Annotated in this window: 22 protein-coding genes and 2 pseudogenes; 10 read left to right on the top strand and 14 right to left on the bottom strand. The window is 62.2% G+C overall.

All coding sequences use genetic code 11. The features are described 5' to 3' along the window. Nucleotides 1–400 precede the first annotated feature (400 nt). Nucleotides 401–1,645, top strand: a complete 1,245-nt coding sequence (dcm, locus tag ABIN76_RS14390) for a DNA (cytosine-5-)-methyltransferase (protein ID WP_346960361.1) — start codon at nucleotides 401–403, stop codon at nucleotides 1,643–1,645. Nucleotides 1,646–1,703: 58 nt separating this feature from the next. Here the strand turns inward: dcm and ABIN76_RS14385 are convergent, their stop codons facing one another. Next, on the bottom strand, nucleotides 1,704–3,059 hold the full coding sequence (locus ABIN76_RS14385) for an MvaI/BcnI family restriction endonuclease (protein ID WP_346960360.1): 1,356 nt from the start codon (nucleotides 3,057–3,059) through the stop codon (nucleotides 1,704–1,706). A 777-nt stretch (nucleotides 3,060–3,836) separates the two neighbouring features. Here ABIN76_RS14385 and ABIN76_RS14380 point away from each other — a divergent pair. Further along, entirely contained in the window at nucleotides 3,837–4,358 is a 522-nt protein-coding gene (locus tag ABIN76_RS14380) for a mismatch-specific DNA-glycosylase (RefSeq protein WP_346960359.1), read from the top strand. On the opposite strand, the gene ABIN76_RS14375 is transcribed toward ABIN76_RS14380, so the two are convergent. Continuing rightward, nucleotides 4,355–4,612, bottom strand: coding sequence for a hypothetical protein (locus ABIN76_RS14375; protein ID WP_346960358.1), 258 nt, complete (start codon nucleotides 4,610–4,612; stop codon nucleotides 4,355–4,357). The genes ABIN76_RS14380 and ABIN76_RS14375 overlap by 4 nt on opposite strands. 217 nt (nucleotides 4,613–4,829) lie before the next feature. Here ABIN76_RS14375 and ABIN76_RS14370 point away from each other — a divergent pair, with 217 nt between their 5' ends. From ABIN76_RS14370 to ABIN76_RS14360, 3 genes are all read left to right on the top strand, one after another. Then, complete coding sequence (locus ABIN76_RS14370) at nucleotides 4,830–6,980, top strand: sensor histidine kinase (protein WP_346960357.1); 2,151 nt, start codon at nucleotides 4,830–4,832, stop codon at nucleotides 6,978–6,980. Continuing rightward, nucleotides 6,980–8,164 (top strand): response regulator, encoded by a 1,185-nt coding sequence (locus ABIN76_RS14365; RefSeq protein ID WP_346960356.1) that lies wholly within the window; start codon nucleotides 6,980–6,982, stop codon nucleotides 8,162–8,164. The genes ABIN76_RS14370 and ABIN76_RS14365 overlap by 1 nt, the downstream gene beginning before the upstream one ends. A 421-nt stretch (nucleotides 8,165–8,585) precedes the next feature. Next, complete coding sequence (locus ABIN76_RS14360) at nucleotides 8,586–8,816, top strand: hypothetical protein (RefSeq protein WP_346960355.1); 231 nt, start codon at nucleotides 8,586–8,588, stop codon at nucleotides 8,814–8,816. A gap of 270 nt (nucleotides 8,817–9,086) precedes the next feature. On the opposite strand, the pseudogene ABIN76_RS14355 reads toward ABIN76_RS14360, so the two are convergent. The 4 genes and pseudogenes from ABIN76_RS14355 to ABIN76_RS14340 form a co-directional block, all read right to left on the bottom strand. Next, nucleotides 9,087–9,236: pseudogene (locus tag ABIN76_RS14355) on the bottom strand (FAD-dependent oxidoreductase); the annotation flags it as partial. A gap of 59 nt (nucleotides 9,237–9,295) precedes the next feature. Then, entirely contained in the window at nucleotides 9,296–9,901 is a 606-nt protein-coding gene (locus ABIN76_RS14350) for a hypothetical protein (RefSeq protein ID WP_346960354.1), read from the bottom strand. 512 nt (nucleotides 9,902–10,413) lie between these two features. After that, a complete protein-coding gene (locus ABIN76_RS14345; RefSeq protein WP_346960353.1) occupies nucleotides 10,414–11,889 on the bottom strand; it encodes an SLC13 family permease in 1,476 nt (491 codons plus the stop codon). A 12-nt stretch (nucleotides 11,890–11,901) separates the two neighbouring features. Beyond that, nucleotides 11,902–13,020 (bottom strand): PrpF domain-containing protein, encoded by a 1,119-nt coding sequence (locus ABIN76_RS14340; RefSeq protein WP_346960352.1) that lies wholly within the window; start codon nucleotides 13,018–13,020, stop codon nucleotides 11,902–11,904. Nucleotides 13,021–13,272: 252 nt separating this feature from the next. Between ABIN76_RS14340 and ABIN76_RS14335 the strand changes: the two genes are divergently transcribed. Beyond that, complete coding sequence (locus ABIN76_RS14335; protein ID WP_346960351.1) at nucleotides 13,273–14,211, top strand: LysR substrate-binding domain-containing protein; 939 nt, start codon at nucleotides 13,273–13,275, stop codon at nucleotides 14,209–14,211. Between the two features lie 118 nt (nucleotides 14,212–14,329). On the opposite strand, the pseudogene ABIN76_RS14330 reads toward ABIN76_RS14335, so the two are convergent. Both ABIN76_RS14330 and ABIN76_RS14325 read right to left on the bottom strand, forming a co-directional pair. Further along, nucleotides 14,330–14,455 (bottom strand): annotated as a pseudogene (locus tag ABIN76_RS14330) (alkaline phosphatase D family protein); the annotation flags it as partial. Between the two features lie 1,654 nt (nucleotides 14,456–16,109). Next, a complete protein-coding gene (locus tag ABIN76_RS14325; protein WP_346960390.1) occupies nucleotides 16,110–16,352 on the bottom strand; it encodes an HNH endonuclease signature motif containing protein in 243 nt (80 codons plus the stop codon). Here ABIN76_RS14325 and ABIN76_RS14320 point away from each other — a divergent pair. Beyond that, nucleotides 16,299–16,550, top strand: coding sequence for a hypothetical protein (locus ABIN76_RS14320; RefSeq protein ID WP_346960394.1), 252 nt, complete (start codon nucleotides 16,299–16,301; stop codon nucleotides 16,548–16,550). The genes ABIN76_RS14325 and ABIN76_RS14320 overlap by 54 nt on opposite strands. 375 nt (nucleotides 16,551–16,925) lie before the next feature. After that, on the top strand, nucleotides 16,926–17,981 hold the full coding sequence (locus ABIN76_RS14315; protein WP_346960350.1) for a 2,3-butanediol dehydrogenase: 1,056 nt from the start codon (nucleotides 16,926–16,928) through the stop codon (nucleotides 17,979–17,981). Nucleotides 17,982–18,074: 93 nt separating this feature from the next. Here the strand turns inward: ABIN76_RS14315 and ABIN76_RS14310 are convergent, their stop codons facing one another. From ABIN76_RS14310 to ABIN76_RS14290, 5 genes are all read right to left on the bottom strand, one after another. Then, nucleotides 18,075–18,443 (bottom strand): PH domain-containing protein, encoded by a 369-nt coding sequence (locus tag ABIN76_RS14310; RefSeq protein WP_346960349.1) that lies wholly within the window; start codon nucleotides 18,441–18,443, stop codon nucleotides 18,075–18,077. Nucleotides 18,444–18,641: 198 nt separating this feature from the next. After that, nucleotides 18,642–18,941 carry a hypothetical protein gene (locus ABIN76_RS14305; protein ID WP_346960348.1) on the bottom strand — a complete coding sequence of 100 codons (300 nt, stop codon included), beginning with the start codon at nucleotides 18,939–18,941 and terminating at the stop codon, nucleotides 18,642–18,644. Nucleotides 18,942–19,145: 204 nt separating this feature from the next. Then, nucleotides 19,146–20,738, bottom strand: a complete 1,593-nt coding sequence (locus ABIN76_RS14300) for an alkaline phosphatase D family protein (protein WP_346960347.1) — start codon at nucleotides 20,736–20,738, stop codon at nucleotides 19,146–19,148. Between the two features lie 187 nt (nucleotides 20,739–20,925). Further along, the gene (locus ABIN76_RS14295) at nucleotides 20,926–21,378 is read right to left on the bottom strand and encodes a DUF4383 domain-containing protein (protein WP_346960346.1); all 453 of its coding nucleotides are present in this window, start codon (nucleotides 21,376–21,378) and stop codon (nucleotides 20,926–20,928) included. Between the two features lie 177 nt (nucleotides 21,379–21,555). Then, nucleotides 21,556–21,933, bottom strand: coding sequence for a TfoX/Sxy family protein (locus tag ABIN76_RS14290; protein ID WP_346960389.1), 378 nt, complete (start codon nucleotides 21,931–21,933; stop codon nucleotides 21,556–21,558). A 141-nt stretch (nucleotides 21,934–22,074) separates the two neighbouring features. On the opposite strand from ABIN76_RS14290, the gene ABIN76_RS14285 reads away from it, so the two are divergent. After that, nucleotides 22,075–22,575 carry an SRPBCC family protein gene (locus ABIN76_RS14285; RefSeq protein ID WP_346960345.1) on the top strand — a complete coding sequence of 167 codons (501 nt, stop codon included), beginning with the start codon at nucleotides 22,075–22,077 and terminating at the stop codon, nucleotides 22,573–22,575. A gap of 124 nt (nucleotides 22,576–22,699) precedes the next feature. Here ABIN76_RS14285 and ABIN76_RS14280 read toward each other — a convergent pair whose 3' ends face one another. Continuing rightward, entirely contained in the window at nucleotides 22,700–23,002 is a 303-nt protein-coding gene (locus tag ABIN76_RS14280) for a YciI-like protein (protein WP_346960344.1), read from the bottom strand. A 203-nt stretch (nucleotides 23,003–23,205) separates the two neighbouring features. Between ABIN76_RS14280 and ABIN76_RS14275 the strand changes: the two genes are divergently transcribed. Then, nucleotides 23,206–24,390: an acyltransferase gene (locus ABIN76_RS14275; RefSeq protein WP_346960343.1), complete on the top strand. Its 1,185-nt coding sequence runs from the start codon at nucleotides 23,206–23,208 to the stop codon at nucleotides 24,388–24,390. Nucleotides 24,391–24,569 lie beyond the last annotated feature (179 nt).

The raw sequence follows: 24,569 nt of genomic DNA, 5'->3' as shown, positions 1-24,569 counted from the left end.
GCCCCACGGTGCGACGTCTACCAAGGTCTTCAATCCTGACACGGTACGGATTGTGCTCAAGAACGTTGGTGGCGCCCCGGGGCCCCCTCACCGTCGAAGAGATACAGAAGGTGCGTGACGCGTTGGATGTACCCATTGAGGAGCATCTACGGCGCTGGCCGGGGGCGAAGGTAGCACTGAAGGTCTACGAGGCCTCGGAGGCGGCCCTAAAGAGCCCCGATGGGCTCCTTGTTATTGGCCCCGTTCTAGGCTCTCTACGGGTCGTAGAACGGTTCTGCCTGTGGTTGTCTTACCCCGGTGTAAGCCTGAGTCGGACGACACATCATTCCTTCGGCGTGGCAATTAGCAGCGAGGCTGAATGTAGGACAGAATGTCGGGTAAATGACCCAGATAGGACCCAATGGAAAACTCGAAGGACCTGCTGACTTCAGCGCGGGCAAGGTACACACAGCGTCAACTTGCGGAACAACTCAACGTCACACAGCGCACCGTTGCAAGGTGGGAAAGCGGAGAGACTCCCTGCCCCACCATGTTGGCTCCCGCTCTAAGGGAACTGCTGGGGATGCCGGCCCAAAACGGTGCCCACGACTTTACGTTCATCGACCTGTTCGCCGGCATCGGCGGCATACGGCAGGGCTTCGAGACGCACGGCGGACGGTGTGTTTTCACCAGTGAGTGGAACGACTGGGCGAAGAAGACTTACCTGGCTAACTTCCCCGACGAGCAGGATCCTGACCACCACTTTGTAGGCGATATTCAGGTTCACCCCGCTACGGAGGTTCCCGACCACGACGTCCTCTTGGGAGGGTTTCCTTGCCAGCCCTTCTCCATTGCTGGCGTCAGCAAGAAGAACGCGCTAGGGCGCGCTCATGGTTTTGAAGACGCCACTCAGGGCACCCTGTTTTTTGACGTCGCCCGCATCATCAATGAGAAGCGTCCCGCAGCGTTCATGCTGGAGAACGTTAAAAATCTGAAGTCCCACGACAAGGGCAAGACCTTTGCCGTAATTATGGCAACTCTTGAAGAAGAGCTAGGCTACGAGGTCCACTACAGGATCATCAACGGCAAGCACTTCACGCCACAGCACCGCGAGCGCATCATCATTGTAGGTTTCCGTGAACCCACCGATTTTAGCTGGGACGACTTGGAGCTTCCGATGCACGGCCCCAAGCTGGGGTCGATCCTCCATAAGACGGATGGGACGGAGCCATTCCTCGAATGGGATGGTGATCGTTTCTTCGACCACGAAAATGGCGAGGTACTTGCTAAGTACACTCTGACGCCGAAACTGTGGGCTTATTTGCAGGGCTATGCCGAGAAGCATAAGGCTGCCGGAAACGGTTTTGGCTTTGGGCTTGCCCACGCGGACGGAACCACGCGAACGCTGTCTGCCCGCTACTACAAGGATGGCTCAGAGATCCTTGTATCTCAGGAGGGCATGCGCCCGCGGCGGCTCACTCCCAGAGAGTGCGCGCGTCTCATGGGTTTCAGCGATGACTACAAAATCCCCGTCAGCGACACGCAGGCCTACAAGCAGTTCGGCAACAGTGTTGTCATGCCCGTGATGAACGAAGTGGCTCGGATAATGGCTCCGCATGTAGCCAAGATCAAAGAAAAGGAAGTGGCGGTCGTCAAGACTGCTTAGGCCAAGAAGGGGCGGACGGACCGATGGTTCGTCCGCCACTTCTTGTTTGGCTTCCCACCTAGGCTTCCAGTACGTTCACTTCTGCAAATTTGTCATAGAGCTGCGCTAGTGATGGAGTGGCTATGCGAAACTGGCTTCTGGCTTTCGGCTTCCATCGACCGTTCGGCTGAAGCTCCGACTTGATGCCTGGATCGTAGACAATTGCACCGCCGGCCATAGCTTCCAAGAACAGCCCAAAGCGTGTTCCCTCCGCAAGGTGGACACGGTGACCGTAAGAGTACTGGTAGGGAGTTCCTTTTTGGCTCTTGGAGGGAACGTAGGCAGCAAACGCGTGCTTTGTTTGCCAGTGGTTCAGCAATTTTGAGAAAGACCAGCCACTAACCAGTTGGTCGGAACTGTTCAGCAGCCCGACATACCCGTCGTCTGTTATGGATTTGGTGTCGGGGTCATAACCCGCAAGCTTCAGTTCCAAGCCAGTCTTTTCGAGCGGGGTCCCAGTGACCCGGTGCGTTCCTGTGAAGTTGTAGCGTTTTTCGTCTTCCGTCGGGACTCCATATTGCCGGACAAACCAATCTGTGCCATTGGCGGCGTAGTCTCCAAGGTCCGGCTCGGGGGTGAAAAGGGTAATCCGCCCTGTGCCAGGGCGGTCAAAGCTGCCCACGCCGTGGTTCTTGACTTCCCACTCTCCGAAATCGGGTGCTGGGGCACCATTCAAAGTAATTCCTAGATGCGCCTCTAACGTGTGCCCGCCACAACGGTTTCCCCGGCAGGGTCTCATGATCCTAGTGGCGGGAAGTTCGCAGGCATCCATCCAGCCCGTGTGATGGATCCGAGCCAGTTCGCGTATGAGACTCGCGCGGGAGTCGGTTGGAGCATCCTTGTTGATGGGAATCGTGACTATTTCGCCAAGCTTGCCACGGTAGCGATCCAGAGCCTTCGCAGCAGGGGAGAACCGTGACAGCATCATCCCAAATGCAGTGTCTTTGGCATCGTTTGTGCCGAAGATAAGAACCCGGCCCTCCTCATACCCTCGCTTGTCGATACTCATGAAGAAGCTGGGAGCGTCGGGGGAACCTTGGATGATGCCGGATAGCCGTACTTCTTTGTACTGTGGGTACACGATCAACTGAGCGCGAGGTGCAGGGCTCAGGCCTGACGGGGACACCCAAGACCACGGGACGGGTGCGTGGTAAATCAGTTTTCCGCCAGCAAACTTCTTTTGAGATGTCCCGCTATTGAAATGAACGTCACCCATAGGAAGAGTGGCGACCTCCGAAAGGTCGCCACCCATGTATATCTGGTTCTTGGAGTTGTGGTTCCTTGAAAGATACTTAATTTGGATTGAACGAACGCCGTTGTCTGCGAAGATCCTTCTTACTTGATCTTCATCTATCTCATCTTGCCAAATCCCCATGATGCACAGCGTAGCCTTAAGCCTTTCGAGACACCTTTTTCGACGCGCTGCCCCGAGTTCGAACCGATCCGCTTATGTCCAGTTCGCTCATCCTTCGGTAGGCTCTCGCCGGCGGCACGGAGAGCTCGGTACGAGCAGTAGCAGCTGTCCTCCACGAGGCTTCCCGGACCTTCATTTGGGATCAACCCGTTTTCGTGTGCGATGCGCTGCACGTAGCCGACAAGCTGAGCCACGGTGTACGCCACCAGATGATGGAAGCCCTGTGGTCCGCCACGATTTCCGGTGGCCGGACGGGTACCCCCGGTGAGCCGTTCCAGGAGACGATCGAACAGCGAGACAGATCACGCGCACTCGCAACGGAGTTTGCGGCTGGATCCATCGAGAGACGGTTCTACGCCGATATGGCGAAGTTTGCCGAGAAGGACATTCAGCCTGAGGTCGAAGATGGCCTGCCCACAGACGGGCGCAGTTGGTAGAGGAACCTGAAATCGGCAGAGATCTCCACCCGCCCTCGACGTTTTTTTGGCTACGGAACGTGGTGAAATTTAGGTTTTCGCTTTAACCTCTGATGACGTTTGCGGTGCAAGAGCCGTCTGGGTTGGGCTCGGTCTCACTGGCTGACTGAAGCTGCCAATTACGGCTGCAGCCCCGTCCTATATGCGGAGGCGGTGGGAGGCAGGGACATATGTTAGCGCGTCCAGCACGTGCCTGCTTGCTCGCGAGGCAGAAGGTGCATCCTGAAGGAGGCAGTGTGGAGGGGAGAAGCTTCCGGACATCATGCGCCCTGATCTTGACGTCGTCTTTGTTGGCACATCCGCCGGGAAGGGGAGCGCCGAAGCCGGGCACTACTACAGCAACGGTGGCAACCGGTTCTACCGCTGGCTGCGTGAGACCGGGTTCACCCCAAATCTGCTGAAGCCGACCGACGACCACCTACTGCCTGTCTTTGGGATCGGTCTGACCGACCTCAGCAAGACCTATGCCGGCATGGATGGAAGCGAGGAGCAAAGTAGCGGCTTTGATTGTCAAGGCCTGATTGACTGCCTCAAACCCCTGCGGCCCAGAGTCGTAGCTTTCACCGGGAAGCTCGGTGTGGAAGCATCCTTCGGTCCATTCATCGGGCATCAGGGCGATGTCTACTTCGGCCCGCAGGATTCGGCAGCGGGCGAAAGCCTCGTGTTTGTCCTGCCGTCAACTTCCTCAGCCAGCCCCACTATGAGGCCGCCCAAGGGGGTGAATGGGGTCGAGAGGCTGCCTGTCGATTACTGGCATGAGCTGGCGGCCTTTCTGGACCGCTAACGCCGCGGACCGATCTTCGAGTGTTTCATGCAGAGCGCGACACGTTGGGGGAAGCCCTTCCACTCGCTGACCATGAGGGTGCCGTGCCGGACGTTATAGAAGAACCAGTCGACTTCGGCGACTGGCCTGCCGGGTGCGTCCACCCGGCAGTTGCTGAACGCCCACACGTTGTCATCCAGCAGTTCCTCCAGCCGGGCAACATCGCGGGGAGAGGGCCGGTGGGCGGCCGAATTGGCGGAGGGAAAGTGCAGCAACGGAAGCCTTCTGGGGCGCTGTGCCAGCTGAGGGATCCCCAGGTCCCGAGCCGGTCGCGCGTCGTGCGCTACGCCGTCATCACCGGCCAGACGGCCCAACGGCAAGTATGGCGCGCGGGCGGATTCTGCCGGCCTGATGTCGTCACGAATGAGACCGCAGCAAACATGGGCGGGTGCCTAGCTGGATTTGCCTGCGGCGCTGTATAGAGTGCTCTACATGCCCAACAGCGACCGAAATTTTCAGCCGATGCGACCCCGCGCCCGTCTCTTGCACACCCTCGGTCGAGACCTCATCAGTAGCGAGAAGGTCGCACTGATCGAATTGGTCAAGAACTCGTACGATGCCGACGCTTCAACTGTCGTCATTATCTTCACCGATCCTCTAGTTGCTGGTGGTGGGGGCATAGATGTTTGGGACGACGGCCATGGTATGGACTCCCCGACAGTTACAGGAACGTGGTTCGAGATCGCGACCCCACACCGAAAAAAAACGACTCGAACCACGCTCAAGAACCGCCGCGTTCTTGGTGAGAAGGGCATCGGCCGGCTGGCAGCCTCGCGACTGGGGGAAACTATGAGTCTTACCACGCGACAAGCCGAGGCAGACGAGATAAGTGTGATCGTTGATTGGACGGACTTCGAGCCCGAGGATAGGTACTTGGATGAAGTAGACATCCAGTGGTACGCCCGCGATGCCAAGACATTTGCCGCTGATGGTGCTGCAGACCGCACATTCGCTGCCGCAGGTCTTAGGACTTGGGCATCCGGCCACGGAACCCATATTCGAATCGGCAATCTGACCTCTGACTGGAGCCGGAAAGACCTGGTGGATCTCCGTATGGCCTTGTCCAGGCTCGTGCCGCCCGACGTACCCATCGGGCGAGTTGACCCCGAACTCACAATAATTTTGCAATTACCCTCGGAGTTCGAAGACCTGTCCGGGGTGGTCAGCAGTCCACCCGAGCTTGGCAAGTCCCACTATCGCCTAGTAGGCACGATCGACCGCCTTGGGCGGGCCAATTTCGTTTATTCGTGCCACGACGGCGACGATCAAGAAATCTCAGTCTCCTTCCGGAACCGGGAGGGTGGTAGTCCGCAGTGCGGGCCCTTGGACTTGGACATCCGCGTCTGGGACAGAGACACGGATGCACTAAGGAACTTGCTGCCCGAGGCTTCATTAAGGTCGGTTCGCCAGATTCTAACTAATGCTTCAGGCATCAGTATCTATCGAGACGGATTCCGTGTTCTGCCCTACGGTGAGCGTGGAGATGACTGGCTGAGTATGGACGCACGAAGAGTCCAGAATCCGACCATGCGCCTTTCAAACAACCAAGTCTTGGGCCACATATTTATTTCCAGCGATGAGAATGACGATCTGAGGGATCAGTCGAATCGAGAGGGGCTGATTGATGGGCCAGCCTTTGAAGATCTCCAGATGCTTGTCACTTCTGCCTTGGAACAGATTGAGATTCGCCGATACAGATCGCGCAGACCGGAACAAAAACGTTCCCAGCCTGAAGGCTTCTTTTCAAAGTTCAACCTAAAGTCCGTGAGAGATGCTGTCAACGAGCGCCATCCGGAGGACCGTCTGCTGATAAGTGCGCTTGAGGCTAAGGAAGCGGACCTGAAAGAGGGGGTTGAAGAGCTTGAACAAGTAATAGCGAGGTATTCGCGTCTCGCAAATATGGGTATGCTTATTGACCGAGTCGTCCATGACGGCCGCACGGCTATATCGCATTTAGCGAACATATCTCGTTTTGCGTTACGGGACCTGCAAAAGACGACCTTGAGCGGTGAGCAGAAAATTCAAGTTGCTGTTTCGGGATTCGAAAAATCGCATTATCAGATAGAGTTATTGAAATCGCTGTTTAGCTCCATCGAACCATTTGGCGGTCGTCGTCGAGGGCGTCCACCTGAGGTCTCCCTGCTTGGCATGGTAGAGCGCGCAGTTGAGCTTTCAACCCACGATGCAAATAATGCGGGAATTGCATTAAGAGTAACGGGCGAAGACTTCGCCGTAACAATGGATGAATCCGATATACAGCAGATAGTCATGAATCTTACTGCCAATGCCATTTATTGGACAAGTACCCTGCCCGCTGCCGAGAATAAAGAGGTGAGTGTCGAAGTAAGGCGAGACGCGGACGGTAGCGCCATCATCACGGTGAGCGATAGCGGGCCTGGTGTTCGACCGGAAATTGCTGACTTAATTTTTGATCCCTATTTTTCCGAGAAACAAAATGGTGTTGGCCTTGGCCTCGGGATAGTAGGCAGCGCGGTTTCTAATTATGAAGGCAGCTTGGAGCTGATCGATCGAGGCCCCTTGCCCGGGGCATCCTTTAGAGCAAAACTAAGAAAGAGGGTCTGATGGATTCCCCTAACTACAAAATATTGATAGTTGACGACAACCCGGTGATGTTGTTGGAAATCGAACGTGAAATTATCGACACCTTGGTGGAGGAGCAGTCGTTTAACCTGTCGATCACGCGCTGCGATAGCTTTGATCGTGCGGAGGAAGAGTTGAGGCTGGGTGACTACGACTTAGCAATTTTGGATGTAAGAGAAGAAGCTCAAGGGGCGAGTAAGCCTGACGACAATAGAGGAACCGACATCTTCGAACTGGTCAGAGCTGCCAAGTTCCTGCCAGTCATATTTTTCACCGCTCTGCCACAAAAGGCTCGACAGTACGAAGCTAGACCTCTCATCTCCGTCATATCCAAAGTTGACCTGGTTCAGCTCCCTGAAGCCGTAAGCGCCGCATTAAAGAGTGGGGTCTCGACTACGGTCAAGACGATTAACAAGCATGTCGATTCCGTGATTCGCAGCTATCTGTGGGACACAGTAGCGCCATCGTGGCATGACTACTCTGACGGTAGCCCTGACCAAGTCGCACAGCTTCTGGTTGCTAGGGTGACGCGTTCGCTGCAGGAGAATATGCTCTCGGAAGTCAGAGAAAACCTCGAAGCTCAAAACCTCCCGGAGCCCCAGCTGGAGGCGGATGCTGAGGTCTTTTCCCCAAATGCTGCCATGTATTACGTGTATCCGCCGGTCAATAACGAACTTGTTCCGGGCGCCCTAATTAAGCAGCCCGCGAGACCATCCGACGGAGCCGCCGAGCCAGTAGTGACCGCTTGCGAGCAGTCTCCCATGGAATGGTGGGTAGTGCTAACACCATCCTGCGATTTTGCGCAAAACAAGGTGGAATACGTACTTCTTGCGCATGCGATGTTTTTGGATAAGTGGGGTCCATTCGAACAGTGGAAATCAAGCCAGAATGAAAAGCATTGGCAAAAGATTGAGCCAACGCTACGGGGCGGACGTCCTAGGTATGGCGTTTTTCCCGCATTCCGGGAGATCCCAGACTTGATCGTGGACCTAGAGCAAGTGCTAGCCGTGCCCCGCGCCACGCTCGCGAATGTTGAGATTGTTGCTTCCCTAAGTAGTCCTTTTACAGAAGCGCTACTTACGCGCTATAGCCATTTCAGAGGTCGGATCGGCACGCCTGACATTGATCTCGTTTCAATGAAGGGCCGGCACATGGCCGGAAGTTGAATTCGAAGCGGCCGGCAGCCTGTTCGAACCGTCCTTGCCGATTCAGAAATGCGGGACACTGGAAGTCCCCGAGCATGAAAGTGGGCCACCTTGATCGGTCTCCAGCAAGATGCCGACGGCTTCACCCGGCTGACTCCATGGGGCTGAGCGGGGCAGGCGCCGGCCATCTCGATCCGTTGCTGTATCCGTGGGATCCGCCCGTGGCCTCGGGTGTAATGGACGGCAATTAATTCCGGCCCTTTGAACTTTCAGCCGGACTGGATGAGGCTCTCGCTCGTGCCGGCGCGGCACCGCGGGAAGCCCGTTCCCTGGTGGTCTCCATCGGCTCGAATTCAAGCGCCGACGTGATGCGGCGGAAATTCGCCAACTACCACCCGCCTGTCAGCGCGGTCCTGCCGCTGGTCCGGGCCAGCTCCACGACATGGCCGTTGGCCACTCCGCCCACGTGAGCAAGGCCGGGTACATCGCCGCTGCCCCGTATCCGCTGCTGGGAGAGTGCACAGCGGTCTGGCTTTCGTGGCTGGACGATGTCCAACTGATGGCCCTCGACGAAACGGAGCCCAACTACCTGCGAATCCAGCTCGATAGCGAAGCCTGCCCGCTCATGGTGGACCACGGGGAACGTCAGGAGGAGTTTTCGCTGTTCATCTAACGCTGGGGCGTGCTGACCGATTGCGACGGCGGGAAGCTTCCCTTCCTCGACCAGCCTGCCCTCTTCGGCTCCTCGCCGGCAGCGGCACCGCGGACCTCTTGGAGGAGGGGAATCCCGTGTTTAACCGGCCGCCGGAGCTTGTTGCCGAGCCACTCGCGACACCCGCGGATCAGGCATGGACCAGGGAATGTTTCAACTCGGCCGGCCTCGCCGCAGCAGTGGACTTCCACGGGCCTCGCACGGGGTAGTCACCCCCCTCGCGCCTCGCCCTCACCGGACGGCGGTGTTCCCGGCGATGCGTTTGGCTATGTATTCGGCATCGCGGCCCACGCCCGCCACGATCGACGAGTCGTGCCCCGTCCGCCACGGTAACCCGACAGTGTACAAGCCTGGGTGGTCGGTGACGCCGCGGTGGTGCCGGGTGCGTACCACATTGTGCGTCGATGAAGCTGTGGGGCGACCGGTGAGCACTACCTGGCCTAGGTTTCGTTCTCCGCGGCCGTACGGAATGCCGAGGCGGTCTCTCGGATGACGTTAGTGCTCAGTTCGCGTATCTCCCCTAACCATTTTAGGAATTGCTGCGCGTCATCAACCGAGCGAAACGTGGGATTGGATTGCCACCTAAACGCCCCGTCATCTTCAACCTGGAACGTTTGAAACGCTCCAGCACCAGACGGGTGTGCCATCGAACTCAGATGGTCGTAAAGCTGTTTGAAACCCGGGAGTCGCTTCTGCGCCGCAGCTACAACCTTCCCCATGGGAAGTCCCTGCTCTGCACCTGGGTGAAGTTTCTCGAACTCGTGGGGGTGTTTTTCTAGGTAGAAGACGACAGCGAGATTCTCGGCAAAGGATCGCAGAAGAGTCGCAGCCGCCAGTGGGTTCCCGGATTCGACCATGGCTACTACCCCTTGATGAAAAGCCTGAGCCCGTTCGACGAAAGCAAGAAAAGGGAGGTGATTCATAGTGAATCCCCTGTCATCACCGAGAACGCCCAGAGCACCCCGGACCATCACTTTAGCTGCGGCCCTTGCCTCTTCTAGCTCAGTCGCTATTTGGTCAGCGTTGAATACTCGGGATCCTTCCATACAAGTAGCCTCTGTCCTGTCGCCAAGGATTGCAAGATAGGCAAGAAGCTAGATGGAGTAGCGGAAGTTCCAGTTGGCTTGATGTCGGCTTAACCGATGCCTGGCCATCAGCCCCCCACGTCCGGTGAGGGATCGTCACACAAAAAAGAGATTGCCGCGATGCGAGGGTGCCGACCGCTACATGGCGTGGCGACGTATGAGGGCCTCTACTAGTTCACCTTCGTCCGTGGTCCCAGAGAGCATCCCCGTGATACTCGCCGGTGAGATGCAGAAGAACTCGGCCGCGTCGGCGCAATCCATAGCGTTACTAGGCCTCAGGGTGGAGGATCAACACTTCGTGCCAAGCCAAAGGCACGGCGGCTGTAAAAGCCGCCCTGCCTTTGGTGCGTCCGGGGTCCCTGCGCCGTCTGCCGGGTTTCCTGTTGCGGCGGAGTGCAGGTTGTTCCGTGCGCGTGCCGGACGTGGGTCCGGCAGTCTGAAGTGCCTGCGTGCTGCGGCCCCGGGGCCCGCCCCTACATAACCCCCGTCGGCACCAGCAGCGCCCAGGCCAGGGCGGGAGCCACCAGGACCACGCCGCCTGCGTACATCATGAGCTGGCGGTAGACGCGCTGGCGGTCGTTGTCCCGGGCGTTGGCCACCACCAGGGCGCCGTCGGTGGAGAAGGGGGAGACGTCCACGACGGTGGCCGCGATCGCGAGGGCCGCGACGGTGCCGGAGGCGCTCAGTGAGCTGGTGGCCAGCAGCGGACCGGCCATCGGGATGAACGCGGTGAGCAGCGCCGTCGATGACGCGAACGCGGATCCGACGCCGATGACGTAGCAGAGCACCAGGGCGATCAGCAGCGGCGCCCCCAGGGCCAGGGCCATCTCGGCGAGCGTGTCGATGACGCCCACGTGCTGCAGCAGCGAGACGTAGGTGATCATGCCGGCCACCAGCAGCACGGTGGACCAGGAGACGCCGCCGATGAAGGTCTTGTGTTCCTTGATGTTGACGAACGCCAGCAGCAGGCCGGCGGAGAGGGCCACGAAGCCGATCGGCAGGTGGAAGCCCAGCGTGCCCACCAGGATCGCCGCGATCAGAACCAGGGTGAAGATCTGCTGGCCGCCGGGGCGTCCGGTGCGGGGCGTCTCCAGGCCGGCGTACTCGTTGGCGTGCTTGTCACGCAGCTTGCCCAGCAGGCCGAACAGCACGATGGTCAGCGCGGAGAGGATGAAGTTCAGCGCGAAGCTGGCCGTGAAGAGTCCGCCCTGCGAGATGGGGAAGCCGTTCTTCAGTGCGATGTCGTGCACCAGCACGCCAGCGACGGAGAGCGGGGAGAAGCCGCCGGCGTGGGCGCCGTTTATCACGAAGGCGCCCATCAGCACCGGGTGGATGCGCGACTCGTACGCCAGGCCCAGGGCCGCCGGCGCCAGCAGCGCCACGGCGGCGGGGGAGAAGGTGCCCAGCGCGGTCAGCGCCGCGGCCAGGAGGAAGAAAACCCAGGGCAGCAGCATGGTCTTGCCCCGGACCAGCCGCACGCAGGTCTGGACGATGATGTCGATCGACCCGTTCCGCTGGGCCATGCTGAAGAAGTAGGTCACGCCGATGATCGTCAGGACGATGCTGGCCGGGAACTCCTCCAGGATTTCCTTGTCGCTCATGCCGAGCATGAAGTAGCCGACGCCGAAGGACGCCACCAGCCCCATGACGCCGATATTCAGCGGCCATTTCGTGGCGACGACGAACATCGCCACGAGGATGACGAGCGGGATGATCTGGGTGGCGGTCATGGTCGGCTCCGATTCAGAGGCGGCCGCGGGGTTGAAGAGGACACCTCCGAACAGGAGGGCCAGCAGACCCAGGACAGCGATCGCGGCTACCGTCACCAGCAGGATACGGCGGCGGCGGTCGGGACGCCGGGAGGGCTCGACGCGGGTGTCGCTGGGGGCGGTCTGTACAGCGGCCTGTTGAGCGGTTTTTTCTGCAGTCTCTTCTGCGATGTTAGTCATGATGCTTTCTCCTCATCGAGTAGCGCTGGCAAGGGAGGCGCCGACGGCGGTGCCGAGGGCCTCGGGAAGGTGGATGGTGGTGGTGGCGATGGTGCGGGCGGTGCGGTCGACGCCGACGAGCAGTTGCCCGTCCCGTTCCTCGCTCCAGGTTTCGATCACCCCGGCCGGGGTGCGCAGCCGCAGGGTGGGGCGGACGGTGCCGCCGGTGATGTCGGCCAGCAGCGTGCCGGGGGTGCGGGCCGCCAGGGTCAGGGCGATGCTTCCGGTGATGGCCAGGGCCGGGTGCGGCTTGCCCATCGAAAGCATGACGACGGCGACGTCGCTGTCGGCGTCGGACGGGGCAGGGGCCCCCACGACGGCGACCTTGGGGACGGCGCGGGCGGCGTCGTCGGGAGCCGACGCGAGACCCATCCGCACGGCTGCCTGGCGCCGGATGTGTTCCAGGGTGTCCAGCTGCAGTTCCAGCCCGGCGGGCCAGCTGCCGTAGCGCTCCGGGTCCAGGCCCAGGTCCTCGGCGCGCAGCATGACGACCGGCGCTCCGGCGTCGACCATGGAGACAGTCCAGCGGGTTCCTCCGGCGACGATGGTATCGGTCGCCGATCCGGTGGGAAGCAGCCGGCCGGTGGTCTTGCCGGCCGGGTCCAGGAAGCCGAGCCCCACCCGGTAGCCGGGGAACGGAACGCCGGGCATTTCGGCCTGCGGGACGATCGGCAGGGCTCCGGCCGGCGTCGACACCCTCTGGATGATGACCTGGCCGGTGTTGGTGTTCCGGGTGACGATCCGGGTGACGTCGCCGGTGGGGACCACCCAGCCCTTTTCGATGGCGTAGAGGCCAACGACTGCCGAGCAGTTGCCGCAGTTGCTGCCCCAGTCCACGGCGGCCTCTTCGATGCCAACCTGGGCGAAGGTGAATTCGACGTCGACGCCAGCGTCGGCCGGGCGGTGCAGGATCATCGCCTTGCTGGTGGTGGAGGTGGCGCCGCCCACTCCGTCGATCTGCCGGTGGTCGGGGCTGCCGAACAGCCGGGGCAGCAGGACGTCCGGGCTGGTCCCGGTTTCATCCAGCTGGCCGGTTTCGAAGACCCAGCATTTGCTGGTGCCTCCGCGCATCCACTCCGCTTCGATCTTCATGGTCTGTTCCTTGCTTCGGTTCTGCTTCGATCTGCCTCAATGGTGTTCAAGGGCTTGATTCGAGATTGATCCAGATCACAAATGAAGACAAGGTTGGATATCTGCAAGGGAGTGTAGTGATGCTTAATTCACTATCGCAGCGGTCCGTAGGTGCCCGCCTCAGGCGGCGCCGCCGTTGGAAATCGCTGGCGTTTACCCGCGAACTGGGCGGTGGATGTATAGAATTAACGGATTCAACAGAAGGGCAAAGCGTTGCTTAACGATCCTGACCGGGAATTGTTCGACATCCGGCGCCTTGCCTTGCTGGTTGAGGTGGTGGAGCAAGGATCCATCACCGCCGCGGCCGAGCTGATGATGTACACGCCGTCCGCCGTCTCGCAGCAGCTGCGGAAACTTGAGCAGGAGGTGGGGCAGCCGCTGCTGAACCGCCGCTCCCGCGGAGTGGTGCCCACCGAGGCGGGCCAGGTGCTGGCCGGGCACGCGCGCAAGGTCATCGGGCAGATGCGCGCCGCCCAGTCCGACCTGGACCAGATCGCCGGCCTCAAACGCGGCTCCCTGACGGTCGGCACCTTTCCGACGCTCGCCGGCTCGTTCCTGCCGGTTGTCATCCGGGCCTTCAAGAAGCGGTATCCGGCCATTGGCCTGTCCGTACGCAGTGCGCGCTTCGATGACTTGGTGAGCGACCTTCAGTCCGGAGTGACAGGGCTGTGCCTGCTCTGGGACTACCCCTGGAACCGCTTTCACGACGATTCCATCCGGATCACGGAGGTTTTCCAGGAAAGCACCGTCCTGCTGGTGTCCCGCAGCCATCCGCTGGCCGACCGCGACGAGATCCGGATGGAAGAGCTCCGCAAGGAATCCTGGATCGTGCGGGCCGAGGCGCACCCCGTCGTCGAAGTGCTGCAGCGCTCCGCCCACGAAGCCGGGTTCGAACCGACCATCGGCTTCCTGGCCAACGACTACCAGGAGGCGCAGGCGATGGTGAGCGTCGGAATGGGCGTGGCCATGGTGCCGAAGACCGCCGTAGCGCTGCAACACCCGGACGTCCGCGTCATCAGCCTCGGCTCCGCCGCGCCCCTGCGGCGGGTGCTGCTGGCCCAACGCCAGGACAAGGTTTACGCCCCGGCAGAGGTCGCGTTCCATTCCACACTGCTGGAAATCGCCCGCGAACGGGCCGGAGACTACTTGTAAGGTCGGCGGCGCCCGGTGCTGCGGGCGCCGTCGTCGGTGGCGCCCTGGCCCTACCCCCGCGCCACCAGCCCCGGCACCCGTCCCGGATCTCAAAACGACGCCTTCGTGCTCACGGCCGCTGGTCGTACCGGTACTGCCGGGTATCCATCATGTGGAAGTTGGCCAGCTGACCCCACTGCAGCTTCCGGTAGATCTTCATGTCGGCACCCGCCGGCACCGACGAGCGCCGCAGCGGCATGTTCTCTCGGGAAGCATGGAAAAACGCCCCTAGTAGCTGCCGGAAACGAAACGTCGGTGGACCGCCGTCAGCGCGAGCGCCTTCTAGAAGAGTCTGTCGCGGGCAGCCAACTCCGACTGCCGTCGCTTTCGTGCAGCTTTGGCACTCAAGGGGACGAAGCGTTCGGACTCGGGAAGCGACTCGTAGATTTGTGCAGCCACTTCGTCGGCCCACGCGTAAGGTGACTCAAGGTAAGGTGACACAACTTCCGGAGCCACCCAACCAAGACTCACTAAATGGCGCAAAACTGTGTTTGTCATGGCTTTCGCATCCGGAGCGCGGGTTTGTTCGACCGAGATGTCGCATTCAGGATCGAGCAGTGGCAATGGCTCCTCCCGGATTCGAACGACTCGGTACCCAGCCTCACGAAGCAATCTTGTTTTCACGGAGTCGCGCGCTTCGTGGGCTTTGCCCCTATGTGAGTAAGAGCCATCAAACTCGATTGCGATCCGCAAGCACTTGATCAGGACGTCGACGCTGTGTGGCCTGCTATGGCCAAGATCCAGGCGCTCTTGCCTCTTTGGATCAACGTCCTGAGGGAACACCGCTGCGAACTCGCATGCTAAGGCAATATCGACTCTGGATCGGATGATCGGAGCACACCATTTGCAGCCATCGTGATCGAGGGCGCGTGCACGGACAGTGGTTTCCCAGACGTGGCCAGCGTTTTGAGGGCATCGCCACCAAACGCGCCTATTGCTTCCAGCGGTTACATCCGCAGGCGTCAGCGCTCCATTCTTGGTTGGGTGCCATTGCATGGCAAGCGCGGGCAGGCTTACTTCTAGACGGGTGGCTTCCGTGGGTCGCCTCCCACTGCAGAACGGACATCCGGCACCGTTGGCAGGTCTGGAGCTTACGGCGGCCATCCACCTATGTGAGTCATCTTTTCGGCATATCCAGGCGGCCCTGAAGTCGCTGCCCACCGAGACCTGATCGGGACGCTTGGTGTTTGCCGGATCCCACTCTGCAGCTAGAACCGGTCTTGTTCCTGCGATGCTGTTGGACTCATTGACCCGCTTCCCGGCGCAATATGGGCATCCGGTGCCGCGGAAACGGGAGGCAGGAGTTGCGGTGTAGTCGTGCCGGTGGTCCTCTGGGCAGATCCACCAGACAACCTTGTTGGACTGTGACGTAATACCTGTGGGTGCTAAACCCAGCTCGGACTGGTTGCGCACGAAGTGCCAGCTGGGGAGTAGGTCCGGCCGATCCGATGCCAAATTGTCGGTTTGGGTCGCAATCATGCCCTTACAGGCGGCGCAGCCATGTCCCCTTGTCCGTACCCAGGGCGTGGTTAGCCAAGAGTGGCCATTTTCGCAGAGCCACCATATTTTACGGTTGCTACCCGGCCGAACGTGAGAGGGAGGGAACGGATTCCTTGTTTGATCCCACTCCTGGGCGACGTCGGGGAATAGATGCGCGAGTGACCGCGTACCCTCGTCTTTGACGGATAGTACTCGCCTTCCATGGCCGCTGGGAGATGTCTCAATCGCTGATTCCTGGGTGCAGGGTCCGAGTCCAAAGTGGGCCCCGTCCGAGCCGGCCTTGAGGACAACAAAACCCAGAGGCTCCTCTGCTGCGCTGCCGGAGCTCAGGGAACCGCTCCCTTCTCCATCGGCGGCGCTCAAGACAGCGGCTGACGTGCGCCGACGTTGACGCAATCGGACGGCGTAACGTACTCCCGCCGTCGTCGTTCTATCCTTACTTGCTGACCGGGCGAGGGAATCCTGGCGCCCTTCGCGCGATTGCATTTGGCACAGGCCGCTACGAAGTTCTCCAGGCTGGTGGATCCGCCCTTGGACCACGGGAAGAAGTGGTCGCCGTGCTCGGCGGCTCGCGAGCACCGACGCCCGAATCCAGCCTCCATCTCGCACAGGCCGCCGGCCCGCGCCATTCCCTCCCGGCGCTGCTGGCGGCTGAAACGCCGGACCGGGTCCCGGCGTCGGACATCGCGGGCGTGGACGACCGCCGCAACAATGAACAGAACAACGAGGAATATCCCCGGGAGGGTAACCGCAGCCAGAACGCTGTCGACAAAGCTGCGAAGGACGCCGCTGACGGTTGAGACGCTGTTGCCTGCGGCACCTTTCCCCTTTGGCATGAACGTTAGAACTACAGAGACGGCTAACCACACGATCACAGCCGAGTAAGCGAGACGCAGAGCCTGCCGGCTCCAGTAAATGCGCTTGAGTTCCACCATCGGTTCATTCCCCCAAATGAGTTCCGGCCGTGCTGCTGTGCGGCCAATGCAACAGATCGTACCGCTCGCGGCAGACAAATTGGCCGGGCTGCAGCAGAAGCGCTCCGAAGCCCTCCTCGTTCAGGGTCGGTAGTCCCTAACGAACCCGTTGCGGCGATGGGAGGATCAGCAGGGTGCCCGGGCACCGCGCAAGCCCCGAGCGTTGAGAGACCGTCGCATACATCGATTGGAAGGACCATCATGAAGGCAGCACGTTTCCATGGCCGCAAGGACATCCGGATCGAGGACGTCCCCGAGCCGGAGCTCCGGGCCGGCGCGGTGAAGATCGACGTCGCGTGGTGCGGCATCTGCGGGACGGACCTGCATGAATACCTGGAAGGCCCCATCTTCTGCCCCGCGCCGGGGCATCCGCACCCGCTCTCCCACGAGGAATCACCGGTGACCCTGGGGCACGAGTTCTCCGGGACCGTGTCCGAGGTCGGCGACGGGGTGGAGGGGCTCGCGGTGGGGGACAACGTCGTCGTGGAACCGTATTTCGTGGACGGCACCTGCGACATGTGCCAGGCGGGCAGCTACCACTTGTGCCGGCAGATGGGTTTCATCGGGCTTTCCGGCGGCGGTGGCGGGCTGAGCGAAAAGATCGTGGTGGACCAGCGGTGGGTGCACCCGATCGGCGACATCCCGCTGGATGAGGCGGCCCTGATCGAGCCGCTCTCCGTGGCCCACCACGCGGTGGCGCGCAGCGGCGCCAAGGCCGGCGACGTGGCCCTGGTGGGCGGGTCGGGCCCCATCGGGCTGCTGACGGCGGCCGTCCTTAAGGGCATGGGCGTGACGACGATCATCAGCGAACTGACCCAGGCGCGGAAGGAAAAGGCCGTCTCCAGCGGGGTGGCGGACCATGTGCTGGACCCCAGCCAGGAGAACGTCCCGGCCCGGGTGCTGGAACTCACCGGCGGTACCGGCGCCGACGTCGCCTTCGAGTGCGCCGGCGTGAACGCGGTGCTGGACACCATGCTCGACGCCGTCCGGCCCGGGGGAGTGGTGGTCAACGTGTCCATCTGGGGCGCGCCCGCCACCGTGGACATGCAGAAGCTGGTGCTCAAGGAGATCGACCTGCGCGGCACCATCGCCTACGTCCGGGACCATCCCGCCGTCATCAAGATGGTGCAGGAGGGCAAGGTGGACCTCAAGCCGTTCATCACCGGCAGGATCGCGCTCGATGATCTTGTGGAGCAGGGCTTCGTTACCCTCATCAACCACAAGGACACGGCCGTGAAGGTTCTGGTGCATCCGTAGCGGCGGGAGCTGAGAGGGGAGCCGTCGGCAGTCCCGAGCCACAGCTGTTCTCGCCCGGCCCGCATGCCTGGACCGCCTTCCCGCTGATTAGTGCTACGAGCCAAGCACCGAATGCGCGATCAACATGTCGAGGCGCCGGATGTCCGCCTTCTTGCCCACCTTGATCTTGATGTGCCCGGCCCGGGTCCACAGCTCCAGTTCAGCATCCAGATCAAAGCGTCCCGCGTTCTCGGACGACCACATGTTGATGGCCGAGTAGGGCAGTGAGTAGACCTCTACCTTCTTGCCCGTGATGCCCTGGGCATCGCGGACGATCATCCGCTTGGTCGTGAAGATCGCGCTGTCCCGGAAGGTCCGGTAAGCGGCAACGGGCTCCTCGCCCGGGACCAGCAACTCCATGACGTCATTCGGAATCGGGCATTCCTCGACAAACATCCACGTCGTTACTGCTGCGGCTTCCAAAGAGGCTCCTTCTAAAGGGATAGTGTTTGCGTTCAGTGTTGCAAATCATGGGCTGGTTTTATCCCTTTCCGAACGGGCGTGTTGCCGGCACGACGTCGCGACCGGCTGTTGGCCCTCAAGCACGCGCGACCCTGGGCCCGCTGGTGTTTGAGGGGGAACCGCGGGGTAACTGGGTCGCTTTCCCGGCGGGCCCGTCTTTCAGCCTTGAGTGTTGGCATCGGCTGGGGGTGCCATGAGGCCCCGAAGATCCATTCTTCTCTTGAGGACAGAGACCTTCGGCGACGGAAATCCTGCGTCCCGAAGTTCCTGGGTCTTCCATTGCGCACCGGTGGCCCTTTTGAAGGACTCGATATAGCGTCTTCGGGCTTGGTACAGCACCTGTTCAGCCTCATGCATTGCTTTAAACGTATCCAACACATCTGCGGCGAGCTCGAGCTGCTGTTCCGTACGGCGCTGATTTGTCCGACGGAGGAATTCCAAGGGGTCCTGGCTAGTCATGACTCATCGTATCGATCGATAGCCACGACGAAACAGGACCATCGGGACGAAGTCGGCTCGGGTTTTGAGACCCCGGCGGTCCTGTCCGCAGGGTCACCTCTTGGGGCCGCGCAAAACCCCGGCCGAGCGGACTCGGCCAAGGGGTTTCGACGGTTTCGACCCGCTCGGTACCTAGAGCCTCAACACCGGAAGACGAAGTAGGCCCTACCTTGCCACCAACCCCGGTACCCCGTCCCGAATCTCAAAGGAAGCCTTCGTGCTCACCGGAGCCCCCGGCGACGTGACGTAGTCCAGCGTCCGGAAGTCCGCGGTCATAGCGTCCTTGGTGATGCGGGTGTTTACGTAGCCGCGGTTGTCGTTGTAGAACTTCAGGTGCGGGTTCCAGGCCATCGTGGCGTCCGTGGTGGAGCCGGAGCCGGTGCCGTTGCCGGTGGAGGTGATGGAGGTGCACACCAGTTCCGAGCCGACCACGGGGGAGGCCGGGTCCTTGTAGTCGACCTTGACGTCGTTGGCCCAGTTGCGGTGCACGTCGCCGGTGAGGACGACGGCGTTGCGCACGTTCGCGTCCACCCAGCCCTGCGTGATGCGGCGGCGCGACGCGGCGTAGCCGTCCCAGCCGTCCATGGAGACGTCGTCGATCTCCGGGGCCTGGTTCCGGTCCCGCTCGGCGAAGAACACCTGCTGGCCCAGGATGTCCCAGCGCTGCGTGGAGTTCCGGAAGCCGTCCAGCAGCCATTTCTCCTGCTCCGCGCCGGTGATGGTGCGGTCCTCGGCGAGGCGCTCGGTGACGTTCTTCTTCCAGCCGTCCCCGGCGAGCTGGTCGTCCCGGTACTGCCGGGTATCCATCATGTGGAAGTTGGCCAGCTGGCCCCACTGCAGCTTACGGTAGATCTTCATGTCGGCGCCTGCCGGCACGGACGAGCGCCGCAGCGGCATGTTCTCGTAGTACGCCTGGAACGCGGCGGCGCGGCGTTGCCGGAAATGCTCGGTGGTGTCGTTCAGCTGCCCGGCATCCCGGTTCTCCGGGACATCGTCCGCCCAGTTGTTGTCCACCTCGTGGTCGTCCCACACCACCAGCCACGGCGCCACCGCGTGCGCGGCCTGCAGGTCGGCGTCGGCCTTGTACTGCGCGTGCCGCTGCCGGTAGCCGGCCAGGTTGACGGTCTCCGGACCCTCGTGGTCGCGCGGGTTGCCGCCGCCGATCACGTAGCTGTCCTTCTTGTACTCGTAGAGGTAGTCGCCCAGGTGCAGCACCAGGTCCGGGTGGTCCTGGGCCAGCCGGGCGTAGGCGGTGAAGTAGCCGTGCTCGTACTGCGCGCAGCTGGCGAACGCCACGGCCAGCGCAGCCGGCGTCTCGTGCAGCGCCGGGCTGGTCAGCGTCCGGCCCACCGCGCTCAGGTGCCGGCCGGTGCGGAACCGGTAGAAGTATTCGCGTCCCGGCCGCAGGCCCCGCAGCTCCACGTGCACCGAGTGCGCCGTCTCGATCCGGGCCTGCTCGACGCCGCGGGCCACCACCGTGCGCATGCCCGCGTCCTCGGCCACTTCCCACGCCACTGCGACATTGCGGGACGGCATCCCGCCCAGGCCGTCCCCGGCCACCGGGTCCACCGCGAGCCGGGTCCAGATCACGAAGCCGTCCGGCCACGGCTCGCCGGAGGCGATGCCGAGCTGGAACGGATCGGTGCGGAGGCCGGCGTCGTCCGCGGTGGAGACGGCGACGGCGGCACCGGGCCAGGCGGCGACCAGTCCGGCCCCGAGGCCGGCGGAAAGAACGGATCTGCGCGAAATGTTGTCCATGCCCGCCACGCTATTCACAGCGGATTGACAGCGTGCGTGGGCGATATGAATGGGCAGTTAACTGCGTGACAAGACCTGCCGGCATGGGGGCAGCTGGCCAGGCACCTGCCAACGGAAAACAACCGCGCCCACCGGGTTTCGGTGGGCGCGGTTGTTGGGAGGTGCGGTTCTCCGTGCGGGCTTTGGCTTAGGCGCGTACCTTGGCGCGGCCCTTGGTGAGGATCATTGCCAGTGCGATCATGCCGGCACCGAGCACCAGGTGCAGGATGTTGTCCAGGCTGTTCAGCGGCACGAAGTCGCCGGCTGAATCTTCGGGGACCACCAGGCCGTATACGAACAGGACCAGGTAGATGACGCCGCCGTAAAGCAGGAAGGAGCGGGCGCCGGTGGCGGTGCGGGCCAGCAACAGGCCGGCGGCGCCGAAGAGCAGGTGGACGATGTTGTGAAGGACCGAGACCTGGAAGAGGCCCAGCAGCATTGCCTCGGAGTGGTGGCCGGCGAACTGCAGTGACTCGTAGTTGGTGGTGATTCCCGGGACGAAGCCCAGGATGCCGACCAGCAGGAAGACGGCGCCGACGGCGAGGCTGGCCTTCTGGACGGGGGTGCGGGCTGCGGTTCGGGTGCGGGTCGTGGTTGTCATGCTGGGCTCCTTGGGTGCGGGCTTCAAATGATGGAACGGCCGATGGTGCGGCCGGTCCGGTGCTTATGCCAGCAATTCGGAGGGCGCTGGGCTGTGGATTGCTCTGCGCATATTTTTGTCCGGCCCGGCTGGGTGCCGCGGCACTGAAGCCCGCGGTGTTGAAGCCCGGCGGCGGCCTCAGCCCTTCTTGCCGCGCGCCTTGGGTTCTTTCGGCGGCAGTGCGGCCACATGCTCGTAAGCCTTTTCCACCCAGGCCTTGGCGCGCGCCGCATCGCCGTCGCCCTCGCCGTTCCAGATCTCCGGCAAGCCGGTGTAGCCGCCCATGGGGCGTTCGGCCGGACCGAATGGTACGGTCCGCTCGGTACTTTCGAGCGTTTCCTTGTCCGCCGCGGAGAGCTTCACGCCGATGGTGGGGCCGAACAGTCCAGCAAACATGTTGCCGTTCACGAACGCCCCGAGGTTTCCGAACATCGGCTTGATGACCACCCCGGGGTGGTCCGGAATCACCGAGCGGAAGTGCTCCTTGTCGGCGTCCGACGCTTTGGGCATTTCCATCGGTACCTCCGGGACGCTGCGGGCCACGAACTGACGTTCCTGCAGAATATGCCCGCCGGCCGGCGCGGTACAGGCCGCCGTGGGGACGCTCAGGAACCGTCCGACGCCCGGAAGAGGGAAGCGTCTGTCAGGATGGACTCCATGACTCAGAGCAGCATCCGCCAGTATCAGGAATCGGTCACGGTCAACGCATCAGCCGAGACGCTCTACGACCTAGTCTCGGACATCACCCGCACGGGCGAGTGGAGCCCGGTGTGTACGTCATGCTGGTGGGACGACCAGGACAGCGCCGGCCGCGTCGGTGCCTGGTTCACCGGCCGTAACGAGCTCCCACAGCGGACGTGGGAGACCCGGTCGCAGGTGGTGGCTGCCGAGCGCGGTCGCGAATTCGCCTGGGTGGTGGGCGGCAAGTTCGTCCGGTGGGGCTTCACCATCACCCCGACCGACTCCGGAACCGTCCTGAGCGAATCGTGGGAATTCCTGCCCGAGGGGATAGCCATGTTCGGCGAGAAATTCGGGGATGGGGCGGCCGCCCAAATCACCGATCGGACCCAGCAGGCCCTGGACGGCATCCCCAAAACCCTCGCCGCGATCAAGCGGATCGCCGAGTCCGTAGACGCAAAAGAGGACGTGCGCTCCTAGACGAGTAACCGCCGTCGGCCGCCCGCCCTCGGTCCTGCGTCCGCCCCGGAAGAGACGCATGCGGATGCGGCTGCCGTTCCCGCGCGGTCGGAACGGACGACGGCGGGAAGCCGGTGCCGCCGAGCTACGGGCGGACGGGCGTGCTCGCCTCGTGTCCCACCACCGTTGTCCAGGGGCGGGCCGTCCACGACGTTACGACGCCGCCGGTGACATAGGGATCGACGGCGGCGAAAGCTCTGGCCGCCTCGAGGGCGTTCTCGCCGGTGAAGACCAGCAAACCGGTGAAGGGCCCTTCGCCCACGGCTCCGCCGAGCCAAAGGTCGCCCCGTTCCACGGCTTCCCACGCCGCCTTGAGATGATCCGGGCGGTATTTCTCCCGGCTTTGAAGGTAGTCGTCCGCGTAGGAGTATTCGAGCACGGCGTGCATGGGTGACCGTCCATTTCATCTCGGATGTCGCTGGTTGTCTCTGTAGGCTACCCCCGGCACCTGGCCCTTACACGGCAGTTTCTGGTCGGGAAGCGCAGGCACGCTCCCCGCCGTCCAGCCGCCGCCCAGCCGCCGCCCGAATGTAACGAACTGGTAACATGGGGCTGATGGCGAATCAGTCTGGTCAAACACGAGTCACACAATTGGACGGCCTCCGCGGGATCGCCGCCTTGGTAGTGGTCGCCTGCCATCTGCTCTCCGTGGTCCCCGGAATCGGGGACGTGGTCTTCGACGACCGCTCCGCGCCACTGAACACGGGCGAGATGTGGGCGGTGTTTTCCCCACTGCATCTGCTCTGGAACGGAACCCCCGCGGTCCACGTCTTTTTTGTCCTCTCCGGCTTTGTCCTGATCCTGCCGTTCACCCGGGCGGGGGCGGCCACCCGCTGGGCCACGTACTACGCCAAGCGGCTGCTGCGCCTCTACCTGCCAGCCTGGGCGGCGCTGGCCGTGGCGGTCGCCTTGATTGTGATGGTTCCCCGGACGGTGTCGCCGCTGCAGAGCTCGTGGGCGGACATGTACGTGGTGGACCCGAGCCTGGCGCGGGTGGCCAAGGACAGCCTGCTCCTTCTGGGCGCGAGCACGGTCAACACCCCGCTGTGGACGCTTAGGTGGGAAGTCCTGTTCTCCCTGCTGCTGCCGGTGTACGTCTTCGTTGCCCTGCGCTGGCGGCGCTTCTGGCACCTGAAGCTCGGCATCGTCGTGGCGCTGGCCGCGGTGGGCGCCGTGCAGCACATTGACTGGCTGATCTATCTGCCGATCTTTGCCATCGGCGCGATCGTCGGCGCCGAGCGTGATCGTATCCGTGAGCTGACCCGGTCCTGGCCGCGGCTGGTCTGGCTCCCGCTGACCGCTGCCGGCCTGCTGCTGGCCAACGCGGAATGGATCAGCCGGGACAAGCCGGTAGAGGGTGTTGAGGCGCTGGTGACTGTCGGCGCGACGCTGCTGGTCCTGGTGTTCCTGCTGTGCAGCCCGGCGAAGAAGCTCGGCGACACCCGCACGGCGCAGTGGCTAGGCCGGATTTCCTTCAGCCTCTACCTGGTGCACCTGCCGATCATCCTGGCCGGAGTCACGCTGCTGCGGTCCGTCTCGCTTCCGCTGGCGCTCGCCGTCTCCGCGGCTGCCTCGTTCGGCGCCGCCGAGCTGTTCTACCGCTTCGTGGAACAGCCCGCCCAGCGGCTCTCCGTCGCCGCAGGAAGGGCCGTGGAGAAGCGGTTCGCCCGCCGCCGCGCCCGCGCGGAGTCCCCGGCGGAACCGGGCGCAGCGCCCGCGGCGGGGACGACGTCGTCGTCCGCGGACCTCGACCGGGCGCGGCAAACCGTCTCGTAAGTCAGCGAGCGGAGGGGCCCCAAAGGACGCCAATTATGAAGAGTGGTAATCCACCGCCCATCCGTCCTGTAGAGTAGATCCTGTTGTTGTGTTTATGCAGTTCGTAGTTCAGGCAGTACGCACGGTCGAAAGTCCGTGTTCTTCTGAAGCAGCGGTTTTGAGCACCCCAAACAGGAGGA

The organism is uncultured Arthrobacter sp. (assembly GCF_964021775.1).
In the GTDB taxonomy this organism is placed as follows: Bacteria; Actinomycetota; Actinomycetes; order Actinomycetales; family Micrococcaceae; genus Arthrobacter.
The sequence above is the reverse complement of the archived record's forward strand: the minus strand, read 5'-3'. Positions and strand labels throughout refer to the sequence as shown.